We start from the raw sequence: 16,707 nt of genomic DNA, 5'->3' as shown, positions 1-16,707 counted from the left end.
TCGCCGCGGCGCAAGCCGTGGAGAGGCTATAATGAGCGAGGCCGTGATCGACGACGTCGTGGCCGTGCTGCCACCTCTGCTCAACGCGCTGGAAGCACTCGGTTTCTTCCATCGGCATCTGCATCCGCCGGCCTTTGCCTCGGTGATGGATGCGATCGGCACGCCGGACGAGGCGCTGCAGACGGCGCACGCAGCAATCGGGGAGTGGCCGGAGCAGTTCGCCGGGCTGCGCGAGCGGCTCGATCGCGCCTGCGGCGAGACGCTCGCTGCCTTTGCCGGCATTCGTGAGGTCGAGCGTGGCCATGGCGATCTCGTCGCGGTGTTCCGCGCCCTGCGCCATGTCCCGCGCGCGCAAGAGGCGCTCTATCCGCTGGCAGCGCAATTTCCGCCGGTGAGCGGCTTCTTCCTCAACGCCGCCAATCGCGACAATGCGGATTTGTTGTCGCGGCTCCAAGCCAGCGCGAGCGAAGATACCGGCATCTTCCACGACCACAACGAGCCCGGCAGCCGCGGCGGCTTCTCGGTCTACGTCCCCGAATATTACGCGCCCGAGCGTGCCATGCCGCTGGTGATGGCGCTGCATGGCGGCAGCGGCAACGGACGCGGCTTTCTGTGGAGCTGGCTCCGCGACGCCCGCACTCTTGGGGCGATCCTGGTGGCGCCGACCGCGACCGGCCCGACCTGGGCGCTGATGGGCGACGACACCGACACACCGAACCTCATGCGCATCATCGATACTGTGCGCGGCCGCTGGCGGATCGACCCCGCGCGCATGCTGCTGACAGGCATGAGCGACGGCGGCACCTTCTGCTACGTCACCGGCCTCGACGGCGCCTCGCCCTTCACGCATCTCGCCCCTGTTGCAGCGACCTTCCATCCGCTGATGGCGGAAATGGCCGACGCGATGCGCCTGCAAGGCCTGCCTATCTTCATCACTCACGGCAAGCTCGACTGGATGTTTCCGGTGCAGACCGCGCGGCAGACGCAGGCGGCGCTGTCCGCCGCCGGTGCCCAAGTCACCTATCGCGAGATCGACGACCTCAGCCACACCTATCCGCGCGAGATCAATGCGGAGCTGATGGAGTGGCTGAATGGAAAATGAACAACCTCTCCTTGAATGCGCCGCATGGTCGCGGAACCATCACTCCGGGCCAACGTTATCGCCCGTCACCGGAGGTTCGCCATGCAGACTTTTTTCGGAATGATCCTGGGCGCGTTGCTGCTTGCGGGCGGCGTCTACGTCTATGATTCCATGCAGACGTCGTCAGTCGCCAAAGGCGAGGTCGCGACCACCAACCGCACCATCGTGAACTGGGACGTCGCCAAGGCCGATTGGGATGCGCTGCGCGATCGCGCGCACAAGGACTGGGTCCGGATCTCGTCGAAGTAATTTCGTCCGATCGACATGAACGAGGCGCCGTCGCAGATCCGCGACGGCGCCTTTGTATTGCGTCCTGAAATATCGCCGGCTCAGTTCATCTTGGCCTTGCGGGCGTCGGCGATGACCTGCTCGAACTCGGTCATGCTGAGCGCGCCGGGCACGCGATACTTGCCGACGATGAAGGACGGGGTGCCCTGGAAGCCGAAAGCTTCAGCCTGCTCGTTGTTGCGCTTGAGGATGGCGTCGATGTCCTTGGCGTGGCCGGTGAGATCGCGCTTCAAGCGGTCCATGTCGACCCCGGCAGCCGCGAGCAGCTCGTTGATGCGCGGCTCGGTCAGGCGCGAGCTGACGCCGATCAGGGCGTCATGGGCCTGGTGATACTTGCCCTGGAACTTGGCCGCCAGCGCGCTCCGCGCCGCGGTGACCGAAACCGGCCCGAGGATCGGCCAGTCCTTCATGACCAGCCGCACCTTGCCGTCATCCTGGACCACCTGGCGCAGCTCGGGCTCGAGCTTGCGGCAATAGGGACAATTGTAATCGGACCATTCGACGATGGTGACGTTGCCGTCGGGATTGCCTGCGACGGGCGTGTCGGGATCGCGCAGCACCTTGGCTTCGGTCAGCACCTCGTCATTGCCGGTGGCGGCGCGCGCCGAGGTGATGCCACCCGCCGCAAGCGCGCCCGCTGCGATCAGCGTCAAGGCTGCGCGCCGGCTCGGCGCATTATTCCCAAATCCAGTCATGTCTCGTCCCGTTCCGGTCCCATCTTGCGGATATACGCCCGCGCACCGGCCATTGTTACGAGTCATATAGAATGCTGCGGGCGCGATTGCCACGCCAATCGCGCCCGGCTCAACTAAGCCGCCGGCAGCATCGCCATCAATGTCCCGGTCATCGTAGCGATCAGCGTGGTCTTGCCGTCATGCTCGGCGTAGGCCTTTGCCTCGCAGAAGGTCAGCGTGCGGCCGGGCTTGACCACTTCGGCCTTGAAGACGAAACGCTCGCCGCGGGCGGGCGCGAGCAGCGTGGTCTTGAATTCGACGGTGAGGATACCGGCCTCCGCCGGCATCAAGCTGAAGGCCGCAACGCCGCAGGCGTTGTCGAGCCCGGCCGTGATGATGCCGGCATGGATGAAACCGTTCTGCTGCGTGAAAGCCGGCGCATGCAGCATCGCCAGCTCGACCTCGCCCGGCGCGAGACGGACGATCACGATGCCGAGCGTGCGCATGGCCGGTTGGGCATCGAACATGGCGATGGCCGCCGCGCGATAGCCCGGGTTTTTCGGCTCGAAGACGGTCATGGCTACACCTCGGCTGGTTCGGCAAGATGCTTCATGGCAGCATTGCGAATGCAATCTGCGAACGGGGCGGACTTGCGGAGCTGACGATCCATGTGCACGCCGGTGATCTCGCACGTCGCGGCGAGCTCGCCGGTCTCGGCATTCGTCATGTCGTGCCGGAAGCGGATCGACTTGTCCCTGATCTCGAGCAGATGGCTGCGGATCTCGACGATGTCGCCGGCGAGCAGCTCGCGCTTGTAGGCGATGTTTTGCTGCACCGCGGCCATGCCGCGGCCGGAGGACCGCAAGTAACTCGGCGTCAGGCCGAGGCGAGCGAACAGATTCCAATTGGCCTCGTCGAACTTGCCGACATACCACATGATGTTCATGTGCCCGACATGGTCGCATTGCCACGGATAGACCGTGCCGCGATAGGTCGCCTCCTGCTCCATAGCATTTCCTCCGCGCTTTCATTCTTGGTCGTTGATACGGTAGCGTATCAAACCCGTTGCGCATTAACAATACGGCACCGTATCAAGATCGGGTGAGGCTTCCTCCATGAGCGACGGCAAGGGCGACGTCTGGGTCGAGGCTGGATTTGCCGAGCTCGCCCGCGCGGGGGTGGAGGGCGTGCGGGTCGAGGTGCTCGCCAAGAATCTCGGCGTCACCAAGGGCGGCTTCTACCGGCGCTTCGCCGACCGCGCCGCGCTGCTCGAGGCCATGCTCGAAGCCTGGCGCAAGGGCCGCATCGCCGCGATCGCGCAGCAGACAAGCCTCGACGGGCAAACGCCCCGCGAGCGGCTGAGGGCAGTGATCCAGCTCTATTCCGAGCGGCTCAATCCGGAAGGGATGGCGATCGAGCTCGCGATCCGGCAATGGGCCCGCTCGGATGAGAACGCCGCGGCCGCAGTGGCAAGTGTCGACGCGGCGCGGCTCAGGCACGTCGGCGACCTCTACCGGGCGACCGGCCTTGCGACCGAAGAGGCCGACGCGCAGGCCTTCCTGTTCTACTGCTTCATCTTCGGCCAGAGCCTGTTGTTCGTCGAGAGCGGTCCGCGCAAGCGGTCGCAGCTCGTGGCAAAATCCGCCGAGAAGTTGCTCGACTGAGCATGATCCGGACCCCAAGGGCCGCGTAAGCGCAAGGCGTGCAGCGGCTTTCCGAAAAGATCATGCGCGACACTTCAGGCGAATTGGCCGGAGCGTTGCTCCGGCCTTCGCAGCAATGCGAAGCTCAGGCGGCGCCCTTCAGCTTCTTGGTGCACTCGCTGTAATAGCCGCCGCCTTTCTGAATCCATTTCAAGCCGCCGTTGCCGTTGGTGGTCTTGTTGGCATTGTACTGGTCGACACAGGTGTGCAGACGCGCCTTGCCGGGCGTCTCCTTGGCATATTTCGGATCGACCGCGTTCGGGTAGACGGCAGGACCGGCCGGCAGGGCCGGCGCGGCGGCGGGTGCCTCTTCCTTCTTGGCCTGCTTCGGCTCCGCGGGAGCTGTGGGCGCAGCCGCTGTCGGCGCAGCGGCGGGCGTCGCATCGGCACCGCATTGGGCCTTGCGGAAGTCATTCCACTTCATGGTGCCGAGCGTACCGTCCTTCTTGGCGGCCTGGTACTTCGCGCCGCACTCCTGCGCGGTCAGTGCCTGTGCCGGCGCGCTCGTCAGCAATGCCGCGACACCGGACGCTGCGATCGCATACAACAAATTCGTCTGAATGGTCATCCCTGGATCTCCTGCTTGATCTTCCCCGACGGAAGTGAATTGAGGATTGCTATCCTAGCGTGCCGGCCGCTTGCGACAAGGATGCGATGAGTTGCGCCGGCAAAATATAGTGATCCTGCCGCTCAACTCATTCATGTCGCGTTCAGCAACGCGAGCCAACGCTCCAGCCCTTCGCAATTCTCGCAAGCAGAGTGCACCACATGACCTTCACGTCCCGCCTCGCCGCCGTTGCTCTCGCCTCCCTGCTCGTCACCGGCACCGCTTTCGCACAGACCGCCGCGCCGGCCGCCAAGACCGACACTGCCGCCACCGTCGACGACAAGAAGGCAACGAAGGAGCGATCGGCGGAATCGCTGGAATGCTCCAGGCAGGCGGACGCCAAGGGATTGAAGGGGAAGGAGCGCAAGAAATTCCGTCGCGAATGCAAAAAGGAGGCGAGGGCCGGCAGCGCAGTCGCCGCTCCAGCAGCTCCCGCCGCTCCAGCAGCTCCCGCCGCTCCCGCAGCTCCCGCCGCTCCCGCAGCCGACAAGAAATAAGCCCGTCACGATTCCGTCCGAGCCTCCGCGGAAGGCCTCGCGCATTGCGGCATGACGAGCCTGCAATTGTGCGCCTCGCGCTGATTTGCGATAAGGTGGCGTGAAGCACATCACCGCCTCCCTGTCGTTCGAATGGCCGAGCCGTGCCACGATCCTGAGCACGGTGGAGACGCTCGTCATCGGCACCGCCGGCGGCCTTGTGTTTCTGCTCGCCGGCCTTCCCGGCGGGCTGATCTCCGGCTCGATGATCGCGGTCGGGATCGCCGCGATCGCCGGCCGTCAGCTGACCTTGCCGCCGATTTTGACCCAGACCGTGCTGGTGCTGCTCGGCATCTCGCTGGGCTCGGTCGTCTCGCGCCATTTGCTTCAGCAGGTCAGCGCCTACCCCGTCACCATCGGCCTGCTTGCGCTCGCCACGTTCTGCTCCACGTTCGGGTCGAGCTATTACCTCCAGCGCATGCATGGCTGGGACCGCACCTCCGCCTTCCTGGCCGGCAGTCCCGGCGCGCTGTCGCAGATCACGATCCTGGCGGTCGAGCGCGGCGCCGACCTGCCGGGCATTGCGGTGGTGCAGACTATGCGCGTCATGATCCTGACCGCCGCGCTGCCGATGGTGCTGGCGATTGCAGGCGTCACGCCCTCGGCTGCACAGTCGCTGACAACGACCATCGCCTCGCCGCTCGACCTGCTCGAGCTGGCCGCCGCGTCGCTGGCCGCGGCGCTCGTGCTGCGGCTGATCAGGTTTCCCGCGAGCTGGATGTTCGGCGCGATGATCGCCTCCAGCGTGCTGCATGGTGCCGGATGGGTCGAGGGCGGCCTGCCGGACTGGGTGCGTGGCGTTGCGCTGATCGGGATCGGCGCACTGATCGGCAGCCGTTTCGCCCGGATGCGAATCAAGACGCTCGCCGGCCACCTCAGCGCTGCGCTGGGCTCGTTTGCCGTGGCCATCGCCGTCTCCGCCATCTTCGTCGGCATCGTGGCGCTGACCACCCCGGTGAAATTCTCCGACGTCGTCGTCGCCTTCGCGCCGGGCGCGATGGACGCGATGCTGGCGCTGGCTTTGACGCTGCACATCGACCCGATCTTCGTCGGCGCGCACCACCTGTCGCGTTTCGTCTTCGTGACGATCGCTACTCCGGGCATCGTGCACCTGTTCGGGCGCACGCAGGACGACGTGGATGATTGAGCTTTAGCGCTTCGCCGTCCGCACGAATCCCCACGCGGCGATCGCGGCCATCACGAGCGAGATCAGCACGTTGTAGCCGGCGAGCGAGAGGCCGAGGAAGCGCCATTGCACCTCGTCGCAGCGCACCACCTTCACGGTGTCGAGCTTCGACAAGAGATCGGCGGCGCTGCCGAGGTTGACGACCGGACCGGAGCAATCGGTCGGCCCCTTCCAGAACCCCCATTCAACCCCGGAATGGTAGGCGCCGAGGCCGGCATTGGCGAGCGTCGCCAGGGTGAGGATCGCCAGCCCCGCCAGCAGCAGCGGCCGCGGCGCGCCGCTTCGCGCCGCCAGCGCCGTCAGCACACCGAGAGGTATCGCAAGGTAATAGGCGTAGCGCTGCTCCAGGCACAATGGGCAGGGCAGGATCTCCAGGACGAGCTGGAAGAACCAGGCGCCCGCAATCGTGGCTGCGCCGATCAGCGTGACCAAGGCCGCGGCGGTCAGCGCGGGGCTCGTGGCGCCCGGCTTGAACGCAGGTATGGCGGCACTCTGGGTGGTCACGGCAGCCTCTTTCGCATCTCTCGCGCTCCCAAGCCTCTAGCCCCAGCCCATGCGGCTGTCGAGAACGGCCGGGATCACTTTGGCGCGGGTTGACCCCGTCCCGTCCATGGCTATAGTCCGCCGGCTTCGCGACGCCGCATATGGGGCCGACCGAGGGCCCCTGTGGCGGAACTGGTAGACGCGCTCGACTCAAAATCGAGTTCCGCAAGGAGTGCTGGTTCGATTCCGGCCAGGGGCACCACGCTTCGCCCTTTGGGCTTCGCGTGGCGGGGCTTGAAGGAAGAAGCGTGTCCGGCGAAGCCTCTTCTCTTGGCGAAGACCGACTGGTTCAGCAAACTCGAACTACGACCCGAGCGTTGCTGCGAGCACATCGGCCAGGCCACGCCCGGCGCTGCCGTCTTCATCCAGGCCCGGATTGTAGATAGTGATCTCCAGGCCGACCGCCTTGCCACTCGCCAAGCCAACCCGGAGCACGGTCGATAGCTCGTCCCACGACAACCCACCCGGCACGCGAAAATCGACAGCCGGCATGATGGCATCGTCGAGACAATCGGCGTCGAGATGGATGAAGAAGCCGTCCAGCTCGGCTCGCGTCAGGTGATCGACGGCTTCGCGCGCAGCGGCCTCGATGCCTCGCGCCCGCACAGCAGGAAGGTCAAGCACCTTGAGCTCTTCGGGAAGCGGCTGGCTTCCATATTCCGCCTGATCCTGGTGATCGCGATACCCAAACGCCACAATGTCTTCAGGGCGGACCAGAGGACCGCGACCTTCGATGTCGGCCAGGAGGGACGGGCCGTGGCCGGAAACGAAGGCGAGATCCATCGAGGCGCCCTCACCCTTGGGCTCCGCCTCGGGCTGGAAGAAATCGGCGTGGCCGTCGATGAACAACAGGCCGTAGCGGCCGCGCCGTCGAAACGCGAGCATCGAGCCCAGCAAGATCGTGCAATCGCCGCCCAGCACCACCGGAAACTCGCCCGCGACGAGCACCGCTTCCACCGCGTCGGCGAGTTTGGGCGACCACGCCGCAATTGCGCCGGCATTCAAGACGCCGGTCTCGGGATCCGGCGTCGGATCTTTCGAAGGCACCATCAGCCGCCCGGCGCGGCGCGCGCCGATGCGCTCCGCAAGACCAAGCTTCAGCAGCTGTTCGGGCAAGCGCTCCACGCCGTCAGTCGCAAGGCCGAGCGTCGAAGGAGCTTCGATAATTGCATAGGGCATGGTCGGCATGGCGCCTTCCCGCTCGCTGGCGACTATTGTGCCGAGTAGGTCACGGCCTCGATCTTGTGACCGTCTGGATCGCGGACAAACGCCCCATAATAGTTGAGGTCGTAACTCGGCCGCAGCCCGGGAGCGCCAGCGTCGCTGCCACCATGCTTCAATGCGGCAGCGTAGAAGCGATCGACCATCGCGCGGTTCTCGACGGCAAAGGCGATGTGGCTGCCGTTACCCACGGTCGCGGGCTTTCCGTCGATCGGAACTTGAACGCTGAAGTGAAACGTCCCGCTTCCGTAGCCCAATCCACCCTCGTCCTCGGCCATCGGCGTGATCCCGACGACCGGCAAGACCGCATCGTAGAAGCGCTTCGCACGCTGAACATCATTCGTTCCTACCGAGACATGGTGGATCACAACGACCTCCCGTTCCGATGTTGCTTCGTAACGGTAAGCTTCCGGTGGTTGTTCCGTCAGAGCCGCCTTCGGTTCTACCCACCACGACGCAGATGCCGGGAACCCCGCCCCGGAAGTTGCTTTATCTACAAAGGAAGCAAGACATGGACACACGCGTCAGACATTGCAGGGTCCGGATCGGATCCGTGGATACCTTCTACCGAGAAGCCGGTCCTGAACGCGCGCCCGTCGTTCTGCTGCCGCACGGCTATCCCTGCTCATCCTACGAATTCCGCAATCTGATGCCGCGACTGGCCGATAAATGGCGGCTGATTGCTCCCGATTATCCCGGGTTCGGCTATAGCGGGACACCTGATGACTTCGATTACAGCTTCGACGGCTATGCCGCGTGGCTCGACCAGTTCGTGAAGCAGCTGAAGATCGAACGCTTCGTGATCTACCTTCATGATTTCGGCTCACCGATCGGGGCCAGGCTGGCGATCATGCGGCCTGAGAGGGTGGTGGCCCAGATCATTCAAAACGGCGACATACCTTACGAAGATGCGCTTGGCCCGGCATACGCCGACATCGAGAAGTCCTGGTCACTGCCCGATCAGGAGATGCGTGCGGCGATGCGGGAAGCTGTCACTGAAGAGAATTTCCGCGACGAGTTCCTGAATGATGTGCGTGCGGACATGGCTGGACTTATCGCACCGGACCTTTGGCGATTGCACTGGTCGCTGATGACCGAGCGGCGGAAAGACGCCGCCGCAGACGTTCTGTTTGGCCTCAAGGCGAACCGCCAATGGTTTCCCGAGCACCGCCGATATCTTCAGCAGCACAAGCCCCCAACATTGATCCTGTGGGGGCCGCAGGACCATTACATGCCTGAGGAGTCAGGGCGGGGCCTATCTCCGCGACCTGCCGGATGCCGAACTGCATCTCCTGGATGGCGGCCATTGGCTGCTCGAAACCAACCTCGACGAGATTGTTTCGCTTACGCGATCATTTCTCGAACGGATCGAACCTTAACGGGCAACGACAGTGCTTTTGTCGCCAACCGGCACCGGCGCGGGCGGCAAGCTTCCCCGATCGCCCCGGGCGTTCGACTTCCCCCAGATATTCCTTATATCGTGCGGCAACGATCTTGACGCAGCGGACCGCTTCGATGGCCAGGAGACGCACGACGGACACGGACGACCTTCCCCGCTATTTCGTCTGGGTCCGGGGGCTCGAAGGGCCCGAGCCGCAGAAATGGACGGCGATGGATTTCGGCGTCGGCGATTGGAAGCGGCCGCTCGTGCTTGCCTATCTGGAGCTGCCGGAAGACGAACGGCCGCTGTCGCTATCGGTCCTGGCGCGGCGATATCCGCCGCCGCGGGTTGATCTTTCGTAAGCTGGATTGGCGGCGGCACTCCGTCGCGCGGCAACGTTGGGTCGGCACATGGCAGTCCCGTGACTGCCCCCATGATTATGGGTGTCACGGCCTTCGGGCTGCGGTTAGACTTGCCTCGCGCCGCGGGGGACACGCGGATCGCGGGACCATGATCATGACCGAACAAGGCGAGACGGGTGAAGCCATCACCATCCTCCTGGTCGAGGACGATGCGCCGACCTGCTGGCGCCTCCAGGATGCGCTGGTCAAGGCCGGTTACGAGGTGCGCAGCGCCGGTACGCTCGCAGAGGCGCGGCAGGCCCTCGCCGCCGGCGCGCCGCGCGTGCTGCTGACCGATCTGCGGCTGCCCGACGGCCACGGCGTCGAGCTGATCCGCGAGATGCGGCAGCGCTTCCCCGACACCGAAATCATGGTGATTTCCGCGCTCGGCGACGAGGAGAGCGTGATCTCCGCGATCACGGTCGGCGCCACCGGCTACCTGCTCAAGGACGCCTTCCCCACCGACATCGCCACCACCGTGCGCGATCTGGTCGCGGGACATTCGCCGATCTCGGCCTCGATCGCCCGCTTCATCGTGCGCAGGACGCAAGGTGCCGCGCAGAATTCGGCGGAGCCGCCGCCCGGCCCCGCGCTCAACACGGCAAGGCTCACCCCGCGCGAGATCGACATCCTGTGGGGCATCGCCAAAGGCTTCAGCTATGCCGAGATCGCGAGCCATCTCGGCCTGTCCAAGCAGACCGTCCCCGGCCATATCAAAAACATCTATCGCAAGCTCGAGGTGCATACGCGCAGCGAGGCAGTGTTCGAGGCGGTGCAGCAGGGCCTGATCAAGCTGTGAGCGAGATTGCGGCCAAAGCACCTACGAAGGCACCGACACGCCCGCGGCGCCGGCTGATCGCCTCGCGCCTCGTGCCCTATCTGCTGCTTCAGGCGCTGATCGTGATCGTCACGATCCTGGGGATTCGGCTGCTGCAGCCGAGCGATCCCGACGACTACGCGGTGGACGATTTCTCGGCGCGGGAGGACGGTCTGACGCGCCCGGTGACGCTGCCGCATTTCACCTCGTCACGCTATTCGCTGGCCGACCCGCCGATCTACGCCGGCACCTTCACATTCCGGGGCGGCGATGCGGCCGCGGGCTGGTCGGTGTTCCTGCCGCGCTTCAGCAACGCGGTGGAGGTCGCCGTCAACGGCGTCGTCGTGCTCGACTCCCGACGCGACACCAACGCCAACCGGCCCGACCGCAACACGCCGCAGATCGCCGTCATCCCCGCGTCGCTGCTGCACGAGGGCGGAAACGAGATCACGGTGCGGCTCTTCGTATGGGGCCCGCTCAAGGGCTTCCTCGACACCGTCTATGTCGGGCCTGATATCGCCTTGCGCCCGGCCTATGAGACACGCACGCTGCTGTTCGTCACCCTGCCGGTGGTGTTTTCCGCCTGGCAGGCGATCCTGGCCGTCATCCTCGCGATCATGTGGCTGATGCGGCGTCACGAGCCGGTCTATGGCGTACTGGCGACGGCGATGGTGCTCGGCGTGGTGCAGGCATTCGCGCCGCCGCCGGTGCCGCCGGCCACGGTATCGCACCTGGCCGCGGTGCTGCTGGCCTCCGCACCGATCGAGAGCGCGCTGATCGTCGTGTTCGGCGTGCTGTTCTTCGGCTGGCGCTGGCCGCGCTACGGCACGTTGCTGTTCGTGCCAGGCGTCCTCATATTCGTGGTCGGGCTGATCGGGGGCCCGCCGCTGCCGCGCATCCTGTTCCTGGTGCTCGGCATTCCCACCGTCGGGCTCTGCCTGTTCCTGATGGCCTGCGTCACCGCAACCGCGGTGGTGCGACGGCAGGACGCGGCGAGCTTCACGATCGGCTGCGCGGTGACCATCGTGCTGGTCTGCTGGGTTCAGGACATGCTCACGGTGCTCGATATCGTGAGCAACGATCGCATCTTCGTCTCGCGCCTGTCCTATTCGGCGATGCTGGTCGCGATCGGCGCCGGGCTGACCTGGCGCTTCGCCCGCGCCTTGAACCAGGTCGACAGCTTTGCCGGCCAGTTGGTGACGCGGGTGCGGGAGGCCGAGGAGCGGCTGAAGGCGAGCTTTGCCCGCGAGGAGAAGCGCGCCCGCGCGGCGGCGCTCGCCAACGAGCGCACGCGCCTGATGCGAGACCTGCACGACGGACTCGGCGGCCAGCTCGTGAGCATCGTCGCGCTGTCCGAACGCGGCAGCGCGGGCGCGAGCATCACGGACGCCGCACGCGCGGCGCTGAAGGATCTCCGTCTCGTCATCGATTCCATGGACGACATCGGCGGCGACCTGATGCTGGCGCTCGGCTCCTGGCGCGAGCGCGCCACGGCCCAATTGCGGCCGCACGACATCACGCTCGACTGGCGCGTGGCGACGCCGCAGGGCCTGCCGCTGCATCCCGAGCTCAGGCCATGGCACGTCGTCCAGATCGTGCGCATCCTCGACGAGGCCGTGACCAATGCGGTCAAGCACGCGCAGGCCCGCCGCATCGCGGTGACCATCGACACGTTCGACGCAGGCCAGGGACCCTACGGCGTGATAACCGTGACGGACGACGGAAACGGTTTTGCGCTGGCCGGCAATGGCGAGGCCGCGGGGGCCGGCCAGACCGCGCGCGGCCTGCGCAATATGAAAAGCCGCGCCGCGCGCTGCGGCGCGGTGCTCGACCTGACGTCTGATTCCTCCGGCACGCGCTTGCGGCTGAAATTGCCGCAACGTTTTCCCGACAGCGACATGGCCGCGGGTTGAAAGGGCCCCCTCCCCGAACGTGTGGGGCGCACGGAGAGAGGGGACGGGCCGGGTTAAAATTGCCCGCGGAGGACGGGGGGTCTTCGTCCGCGGGCCCCTTGGCCCGAAGCGATGCATCAATTCAATGGAGCGGAAATATCAGCGCACGCCGACGCGATTGACCGGGCCGCCCCGATTCATCGGCGTGCCGGCACGCACACCGACACCGGGTGCGCCGACACCGGGGGTCGCGACGGCAGCCCGCGCGACCGGCGCTCCCACCACCACGGCGCCGGTCGGCCGCACCACGCAGCCCTTGGGCACGCCGACGGTCTTGCAATAGACCACGGCCTGCGCCGGGCTCGTGCCCAGCGACACCATCGCCGCGCCCGCCAGCGCCATGACCGTCAGCCCTGCGCCCAGCGCTCCAGCTCTCTTCGACATCTTGCTCTCCTGGTTCCGTTCGGCGTCCCGACGCAATCACCGGGTCTCGCAGCCGAGGTGCAGCCTGAATGACAAAAGTCGGCGCGCGGATACATGCCATGAAGATGGGGGTACCGCGGGCGGGAGGACTGGCCGCTGCCATGAACATGGCATGGACCGGCGCCCGGCCTTTGCGGAATGGTCCGGCCCGATTGATCCCGGTCGGGACCAACGAGAATTCCAAAGAGGTGCTCTATGAAGATTTCGGTTCTTGCCGCGCTGCTGCTCGCAGCTGCCGCCCTGCCTGCTGCCGCGCAGTCCGGTCCATCTGTCCAGGAGCAAATGGCCTGCCGCGGCGACGCCAGCAAATTCTGCGCCGAGCATATCGGCAAGCCGCCGCAAATGAACGCCTGCCTGCGGGAGAACAAGTCGAAGCTGTCCGATTCCTGCCGCAAGGTGGTCGAATCGCGCGGAGGCTAAAGTGCGATGAAATGACGCTTGATCGCTGCAACGACGGAGGTGCGCTCCCTCTCCCGCTTGCGGGAGAGGGTTGGGGAGAGGGTGCTTCCGCAATGGGACAATCCCCAAGAGGAGAAAGCCCTCACCCGCGCCTTCGGCGCGACCTCTCCCGCAAGCGGGAGAGGTGAACAGACCGCGGCAGTCGAATCGACCGAGGATGGCAGCAGGGAACAGCCTTCAACTGAAGGCGCGCCGCTATTCCTGCATCATTTCGCCGCTTCCGCCGAACTCGGCGGGAAAATCCTTCAGCTTGGGCAGGCCATCGCGCATCGGCAGCACGGTCTCGGCATAGTTGACATGGACGCCGGGCGTGAACGCGAGGGTGGGGATGGTTGCGGTGAAGACGTCGACCAGACCGAGCGGCGGATGGTTGGTCATGAGATGGCCACCGCACTTCTTGCAGTATTTGCGCTGGCTGAGCGGCGTCTTGACGAAGGTCTCGACATTCTGAGCGCCTTCGGTGATGCGCACGGCTTCCGGCTTCCACAGGCTGAAGGCGTTGACCGGACCGCCCGACCACGAGCGGCAGGAGCGGCAATGGCAATAGCCCATCGCCTCCGGCGCGCCCGTGACCTCGACCGTGACCGCGCCGCAGAAGCAGTTTCCGACATGTTTCATTTGGACGTCTCCCTTTTTCTGATGGATCATTATCGCGCGTCGGCGCCCCGCGCGCCCTTGTTTCGATTGGATGCGCGGGGCTTGGCCTAGACTATACCGACCGGCGCCAGGGAATAAGCATGGAGACGCGTTGCTTGTATTGCCGGTACTCGTCGCCGAAGAGATCGACGAGATCGCTCTCCTCCAGCGCGATGCCGACGAAGATGTAGAGCGTGGTCACGACCGCGAACAGCAGATGACCCGCGGTCATGACCGGCGCCGCCCAGAACGCGATGATGAAACCGAGATAGATCGGATGGCGGACGAACTTGTAGAGCAGCGGCGTCTTGAAACGCGGCGGCTGCATCTCCTTGCCGACGAGATGATTCGTCACCTGATGCAGGCCGAACAGTTCGAAATGGTTGATGATGAAGGTCGAAGTGAACACCAGCACCCAGCCGGCGAAGGACAACGTGACCAGTGTCACGGCAAGATCGGGGTTCTCGACCTCCCATATGACCGCGGGTAGCGGACGCCACTGCCAGAACAGGAGGAGCAATGACAGGCTCGCGAACAACACGTAGGTCGAGCGCTCGACCGGCTTGGGGACGAACTGCGTCCACCAATCCTTGAATTGTTGGCGTGCCATCACGCTGTGTTGAACCGCGAACAGCGACATCAGCAGCAGATTGATGACGACCGCGCGAACGACGGGCGCTTCGGCACCGGTATCGATGGTCTTGGGCACCATCACCCCCATGACGAAGCCGATCGCATAGAGAATGGTGACGAAAAACACGAGATACGCCGCAATTCCGTACAGAAAGGCGATGAACCTGAAAATACGAGAGCCCGTAACCTCCGGGCCGAGAGAATGAACCTGGTGATCAATTTGGGTCATAAAACACTCCGTTGTGCCGAGGCATCGATACGGTTTGGTCTTCGCACCATGCCGGATCGGACGTCCCGCGGCTTTCGCGGACGATTGATTTTCGCCTTAGACGACTTTGATTTTTGCTTGAGACGACGAGAACGTGCGATTTCGCTTTGAAAACAACGTGCTGGACGGTGACCTTCGGGAGCTCACTTGCGACGGGGAAACCGTTCCGTTGCAGCCGCAAGTGTTCGATCTGCTGCTTTATCTGGTCACGCAACGGGCGCGTGTGGTCAGTAAGGATGACCTGATCAGCCAGATCTGGAACGACCGCATCGTTTCGGATTCCGGCCCTGAACAGCCGGATCAACGCCGCGCGCAAGGCGCTCGGCGACGATGGCGCGACCCAGCGCCTGATCAAGACCATTCCGCGCAAGGGGTTTCGCTTCATCGGCGAGGTCCGGGAAGAGGTGGCAGTATCGCTCGCGCGGACGGAAGCCAGGCCCGCTCCCCCGCGCGTTGCGGACCGCCCGGCGATCGCGGTGCTCGCCTTCGAGAACAAGAGCGGGGATCCCGAGCAGGACTATTTCGGCGACGGGATCAGCGAGGACATCCTCACCGCGCTATCGAAGCAGCGCTGGTTCATGGTGATCGCCCGCAACTCCTCCTTCACCTACAAGGGACGCGCGGTCCACATCAGGCAGATCGCCGAGGAGCTCGGCGTCCGCTACATCGTCGAAGGCAGCGTGCGCAAGGCGGACAAAAGGGTGCGCATCACCGCGCAGCTCAACGACGCCGTGTCGGGCGGTCATCTCTGGGCCGAGCGCTATGACCGCGAGCTCGTCGACGTCTTCGCCGTGCAGGACGAGATCACCAATGCGATCGCCGCCGCGATCGAGCCGCAGATCCACGCCGCCGAGAATTTCCGCAGCCGTCGTAAGCCGCCGGCGAGCCTCGACGCCTGGGACCTGTTGATGCGCGCGCTGTCGCATTATTGGCGCGTGACCCGGCAGGACCACGCGGCCGCGAAGGCGCTGCTCGCGCGCGCGATCGCGATCGATCCGGATTACGGCCAGGCGTTGTCGGTGCTGGCCGTGAATGACATGTTCGGCGTGCATCTCGGCTGGACCGAGCTGGCCGCGGTTGCGCCGTCCGCGGAAGCCGCCGCGCTCAAAGCGGTGCGCTGCGACCATGAGGATGCCTGGGCACATGCCGCGCTCGGCAGCGTCTGCTTCTCGACCCGCAGGCTCACCGACGCGCTGTCCGAGTTCGAGCAGGCGCTCGCGCTCAATCCGAACTTCTCGCTGGCGCAGGGCTATTACGCGCTGGCACTGTCCTATGCCGGACGGTCGAAGGACTCGTTCGAGGCTGCGCAAAAGGCGATCCGGCTGTCGCCGCGCGATCCGTCATTGGCGATCTATCACGGTATCGCCGCCTATGCGCGCTTCACCGAACGGCACTATGGCGAGGCCATCGCGCTGGCGCGCGAGGCGATCCGCCACCGCGGCGATCTTACCGGCGCATACCGCGTGCTCGCCGTCTCCGCCGGCATGACCGGCGATGGCGCGCTTGCGGAAATGGCACTCGGAGAGCTCCGCCGCACCCAGCCGGGCATCTCGCTGCACTGGATCGCGACGCAGCTGCCGTGGGCGAATGAGCGAGATCGCGAACACTATCTGGAGGGATTCCGCCGCGCCGGGTTGCGGTAAGGCGCAACGCTGCTCTTACCCTTCCCTGGAGGGGGCCGGGCCGAGCGAAGCTCGCCCGTGGTCGATCGCGCGCAGCGCGAGCGGGGTGGGGTGATCTCTCCACTCGGGCAGTGTCGGATGTGGAGACACCGTCACCCCACCCCGTCTCACATTTTCGCTGCGCTCAATGTGAGCCGACCCTCGCCCTCCAGGGGA

At 65.2% G+C, this 16,707-nt stretch carries 19 protein-coding genes, 1 tRNA gene and 2 pseudogenes; 12 read left to right on the top strand and 10 right to left on the bottom strand.

Translation table 11 applies throughout. The annotated features are described in order from the left end of the window. The first annotated feature begins 31 nt into the window (after positions 1-31). Positions 32-1,102, top strand: coding sequence for a phospholipase (locus tag ABIA45_RS30925; RefSeq protein WP_404654694.1), 1,071 nt, complete (start codon positions 32-34; stop codon positions 1,100-1,102). Between the two features lie 81 nt (positions 1,103-1,183). Beyond that, positions 1,184-1,390 (top strand): hypothetical protein, encoded by a 207-nt coding sequence (locus tag ABIA45_RS30920; RefSeq protein ID WP_128265907.1) that lies wholly within the window; start codon positions 1,184-1,186, stop codon positions 1,388-1,390. Positions 1,391-1,470: 80 nt separating this feature from the next. Here ABIA45_RS30920 and ABIA45_RS30915 read toward each other — a convergent pair whose 3' ends face one another. From ABIA45_RS30915 to ABIA45_RS30905, 3 genes are all read right to left on the bottom strand, one after another. Beyond that, positions 1,471-2,124 (bottom strand): DsbA family protein, encoded by a 654-nt coding sequence (locus tag ABIA45_RS30915; protein ID WP_404654693.1) that lies wholly within the window; start codon positions 2,122-2,124, stop codon positions 1,471-1,473. Positions 2,125-2,237: 113 nt separating this feature from the next. After that, complete coding sequence (locus ABIA45_RS30910; protein WP_404654692.1) at positions 2,238-2,681, bottom strand: PaaI family thioesterase; 444 nt, start codon at positions 2,679-2,681, stop codon at positions 2,238-2,240. Positions 2,682-2,683: 2 nt separating this feature from the next. Continuing rightward, positions 2,684-3,112 carry a thioesterase family protein gene (locus tag ABIA45_RS30905; protein WP_157286804.1) on the bottom strand — a complete coding sequence of 143 codons (429 nt, stop codon included), beginning with the start codon at positions 3,110-3,112 and terminating at the stop codon, positions 2,684-2,686. Between the two features lie 106 nt (positions 3,113-3,218). On the opposite strand from ABIA45_RS30905, the gene ABIA45_RS30900 reads away from it, so the two are divergent. Further along, positions 3,219-3,767 (top strand): TetR/AcrR family transcriptional regulator, encoded by a 549-nt coding sequence (locus ABIA45_RS30900; protein ID WP_157286803.1) that lies wholly within the window; start codon positions 3,219-3,221, stop codon positions 3,765-3,767. Between the two features lie 124 nt (positions 3,768-3,891). On the opposite strand, the gene ABIA45_RS30895 is transcribed toward ABIA45_RS30900, so the two are convergent. After that, a complete protein-coding gene (locus ABIA45_RS30895) occupies positions 3,892-4,374 on the bottom strand; it encodes a hypothetical protein (RefSeq protein ID WP_275501263.1) in 483 nt (160 codons plus the stop codon). Between the two features lie 200 nt (positions 4,375-4,574). Here ABIA45_RS30895 and ABIA45_RS30890 point away from each other — a divergent pair, with 200 nt between their 5' ends. After that, on the top strand, positions 4,575-4,910 hold the full coding sequence (locus tag ABIA45_RS30890; protein WP_404654691.1) for a PsiF family protein: 336 nt from the start codon (positions 4,575-4,577) through the stop codon (positions 4,908-4,910). A gap of 100 nt (positions 4,911-5,010) precedes the next feature. Further along, on the top strand, positions 5,011-6,096 hold the full coding sequence (locus ABIA45_RS30885) for an AbrB family transcriptional regulator (protein WP_404654690.1): 1,086 nt from the start codon (positions 5,011-5,013) through the stop codon (positions 6,094-6,096). A gap of 3 nt (positions 6,097-6,099) precedes the next feature. On the opposite strand, the gene ABIA45_RS30880 is transcribed toward ABIA45_RS30885, so the two are convergent. After that, positions 6,100-6,639 carry a disulfide bond formation protein B gene (locus tag ABIA45_RS30880; protein WP_109142230.1) on the bottom strand — a complete coding sequence of 180 codons (540 nt, stop codon included), beginning with the start codon at positions 6,637-6,639 and terminating at the stop codon, positions 6,100-6,102. A 156-nt stretch (positions 6,640-6,795) separates the two neighbouring features. On the opposite strand from ABIA45_RS30880, the gene ABIA45_RS30875 reads away from it, so the two are divergent. Then, a tRNA-Leu gene (locus ABIA45_RS30875) sits at positions 6,796-6,880 on the top strand. 101 nt (positions 6,881-6,981) lie between these two features. Here the strand turns inward: ABIA45_RS30875 and ABIA45_RS30870 are convergent. Both ABIA45_RS30870 and ABIA45_RS30865 read right to left on the bottom strand, forming a co-directional pair. Continuing rightward, positions 6,982-7,866, bottom strand: coding sequence for an arginase family protein (locus ABIA45_RS30870; RefSeq protein ID WP_404654689.1), 885 nt, complete (start codon positions 7,864-7,866; stop codon positions 6,982-6,984). Between the two features lie 23 nt (positions 7,867-7,889). Further along, the gene (locus tag ABIA45_RS30865) at positions 7,890-8,267 is read right to left on the bottom strand and encodes a VOC family protein (RefSeq protein WP_271546172.1); all 378 of its coding nucleotides are present in this window, start codon (positions 8,265-8,267) and stop codon (positions 7,890-7,892) included. A 143-nt stretch (positions 8,268-8,410) separates the two neighbouring features. On the opposite strand from ABIA45_RS30865, the pseudogene ABIA45_RS30860 reads away from it, so the two are divergent. The 4 genes and pseudogenes from ABIA45_RS30860 (at position 8,411) to ABIA45_RS30845 (ending at position 12,411) form a co-directional block, all read left to right on the top strand. After that, positions 8,411-9,278 (top strand): annotated as a pseudogene (locus ABIA45_RS30860) (alpha/beta fold hydrolase). 136 nt (positions 9,279-9,414) lie between these two features. Further along, complete coding sequence (locus ABIA45_RS30855) at positions 9,415-9,642, top strand: hypothetical protein (RefSeq protein ID WP_036020661.1); 228 nt, start codon at positions 9,415-9,417, stop codon at positions 9,640-9,642. 154 nt (positions 9,643-9,796) lie between these two features. Beyond that, on the top strand, positions 9,797-10,480 hold the full coding sequence (locus tag ABIA45_RS30850; protein ID WP_035996793.1) for a response regulator transcription factor: 684 nt from the start codon (positions 9,797-9,799) through the stop codon (positions 10,478-10,480). Next, on the top strand, positions 10,477-12,411 hold the full coding sequence (locus ABIA45_RS30845; RefSeq protein ID WP_404654688.1) for a sensor histidine kinase: 1,935 nt from the start codon (positions 10,477-10,479) through the stop codon (positions 12,409-12,411). Before ABIA45_RS30850 ends, ABIA45_RS30845 begins: the two co-directional genes overlap by 4 nt. Before the next feature lie 138 nt (positions 12,412-12,549). Here the strand turns inward: ABIA45_RS30845 and ABIA45_RS30840 are convergent, their stop codons facing one another. Continuing rightward, positions 12,550-12,834 (bottom strand): hypothetical protein, encoded by a 285-nt coding sequence (locus tag ABIA45_RS30840; RefSeq protein ID WP_035996722.1) that lies wholly within the window; start codon positions 12,832-12,834, stop codon positions 12,550-12,552. 234 nt (positions 12,835-13,068) lie between these two features. Here ABIA45_RS30840 and ABIA45_RS30835 point away from each other — a divergent pair, with 234 nt between their 5' ends. After that, positions 13,069-13,293 carry a hypothetical protein gene (locus ABIA45_RS30835; protein WP_036020653.1) on the top strand — a complete coding sequence of 75 codons (225 nt, stop codon included), beginning with the start codon at positions 13,069-13,071 and terminating at the stop codon, positions 13,291-13,293. A gap of 234 nt (positions 13,294-13,527) precedes the next feature. Here ABIA45_RS30835 and ABIA45_RS30830 read toward each other — a convergent pair whose 3' ends face one another. Next, the gene (locus ABIA45_RS30830) at positions 13,528-13,950 is read right to left on the bottom strand and encodes a GFA family protein (protein ID WP_404654687.1); all 423 of its coding nucleotides are present in this window, start codon (positions 13,948-13,950) and stop codon (positions 13,528-13,530) included. A 91-nt stretch (positions 13,951-14,041) separates the two neighbouring features. After that, a complete protein-coding gene (mddA, locus tag ABIA45_RS30825) occupies positions 14,042-14,830 on the bottom strand; it encodes a methanethiol S-methyltransferase (RefSeq protein WP_157285631.1) in 789 nt (262 codons plus the stop codon). A 133-nt stretch (positions 14,831-14,963) separates the two neighbouring features. Here mddA and ABIA45_RS30820 point away from each other — a divergent pair. Further along, positions 14,964-16,512: pseudogene (locus tag ABIA45_RS30820) on the top strand (winged helix-turn-helix domain-containing tetratricopeptide repeat protein). Positions 16,513-16,707: the final 195 nt, after the last annotated feature.

The organism is Bradyrhizobium sp. USDA 336, assembly GCF_044908355.1.
Lineage (GTDB): Bacteria > Pseudomonadota > Alphaproteobacteria > Rhizobiales > Xanthobacteraceae > Bradyrhizobium > Bradyrhizobium yuanmingense.
The sequence above is the reverse complement of the archived record's forward strand: the minus strand, read 5'-3'. Positions and strand labels throughout refer to the sequence as shown.

Excerpts from the sequence above, each read along its gene's own strand:
- ABIA45_RS30925 (WP_404654694.1), top strand. The coding sequence starts at position 32 with ATGAGCGAGGCCGTGATCGACGACGTCGTGGCCGTGCTGCCACCTCTG.
- ABIA45_RS30920 (WP_128265907.1), top strand. The coding sequence starts at position 1,184 with ATGCAGACTTTTTTCGGAATGATCCTGGGCGCGTTGCTGCTTGCGGGC.
- ABIA45_RS30915 (WP_404654693.1), bottom strand. The coding sequence starts at position 2,124 with ATGACTGGATTTGGGAATAATGCGCCGAGCCGGCGCGCAGCCTTGACG.
- ABIA45_RS30910 (WP_404654692.1), bottom strand. The coding sequence starts at position 2,681 with ATGACCGTCTTCGAGCCGAAAAACCCGGGCTATCGCGCGGCGGCCATC.
- ABIA45_RS30905 (WP_157286804.1), bottom strand. The coding sequence starts at position 3,112 with ATGGAGCAGGAGGCGACCTATCGCGGCACGGTCTATCCGTGGCAATGC.
- ABIA45_RS30900 (WP_157286803.1), top strand. The coding sequence starts at position 3,219 with ATGAGCGACGGCAAGGGCGACGTCTGGGTCGAGGCTGGATTTGCCGAG.
- ABIA45_RS30895 (WP_275501263.1), bottom strand. The coding sequence starts at position 4,374 with ATGACCATTCAGACGAATTTGTTGTATGCGATCGCAGCGTCCGGTGTC.
- ABIA45_RS30890 (WP_404654691.1), top strand. The coding sequence starts at position 4,575 with ATGACCTTCACGTCCCGCCTCGCCGCCGTTGCTCTCGCCTCCCTGCTC.
- ABIA45_RS30870 (WP_404654689.1), bottom strand. The coding sequence starts at position 7,866 with ATGCCGACCATGCCCTATGCAATTATCGAAGCTCCTTCGACGCTCGGC.
- ABIA45_RS30855 (WP_036020661.1), top strand. The coding sequence starts at position 9,415 with ATGGCCAGGAGACGCACGACGGACACGGACGACCTTCCCCGCTATTTC.
- ABIA45_RS30850 (WP_035996793.1), top strand. The coding sequence starts at position 9,797 with ATGACCGAACAAGGCGAGACGGGTGAAGCCATCACCATCCTCCTGGTC.
- ABIA45_RS30840 (WP_035996722.1), bottom strand. The coding sequence starts at position 12,834 with ATGTCGAAGAGAGCTGGAGCGCTGGGCGCAGGGCTGACGGTCATGGCG.
- ABIA45_RS30835 (WP_036020653.1), top strand. The coding sequence starts at position 13,069 with ATGAAGATTTCGGTTCTTGCCGCGCTGCTGCTCGCAGCTGCCGCCCTG.
- ABIA45_RS30830 (WP_404654687.1), bottom strand. The coding sequence starts at position 13,950 with ATGAAACATGTCGGAAACTGCTTCTGCGGCGCGGTCACGGTCGAGGTC.
- mddA (WP_157285631.1), bottom strand. The coding sequence starts at position 14,830 with ATGACCCAAATTGATCACCAGGTTCATTCTCTCGGCCCGGAGGTTACG.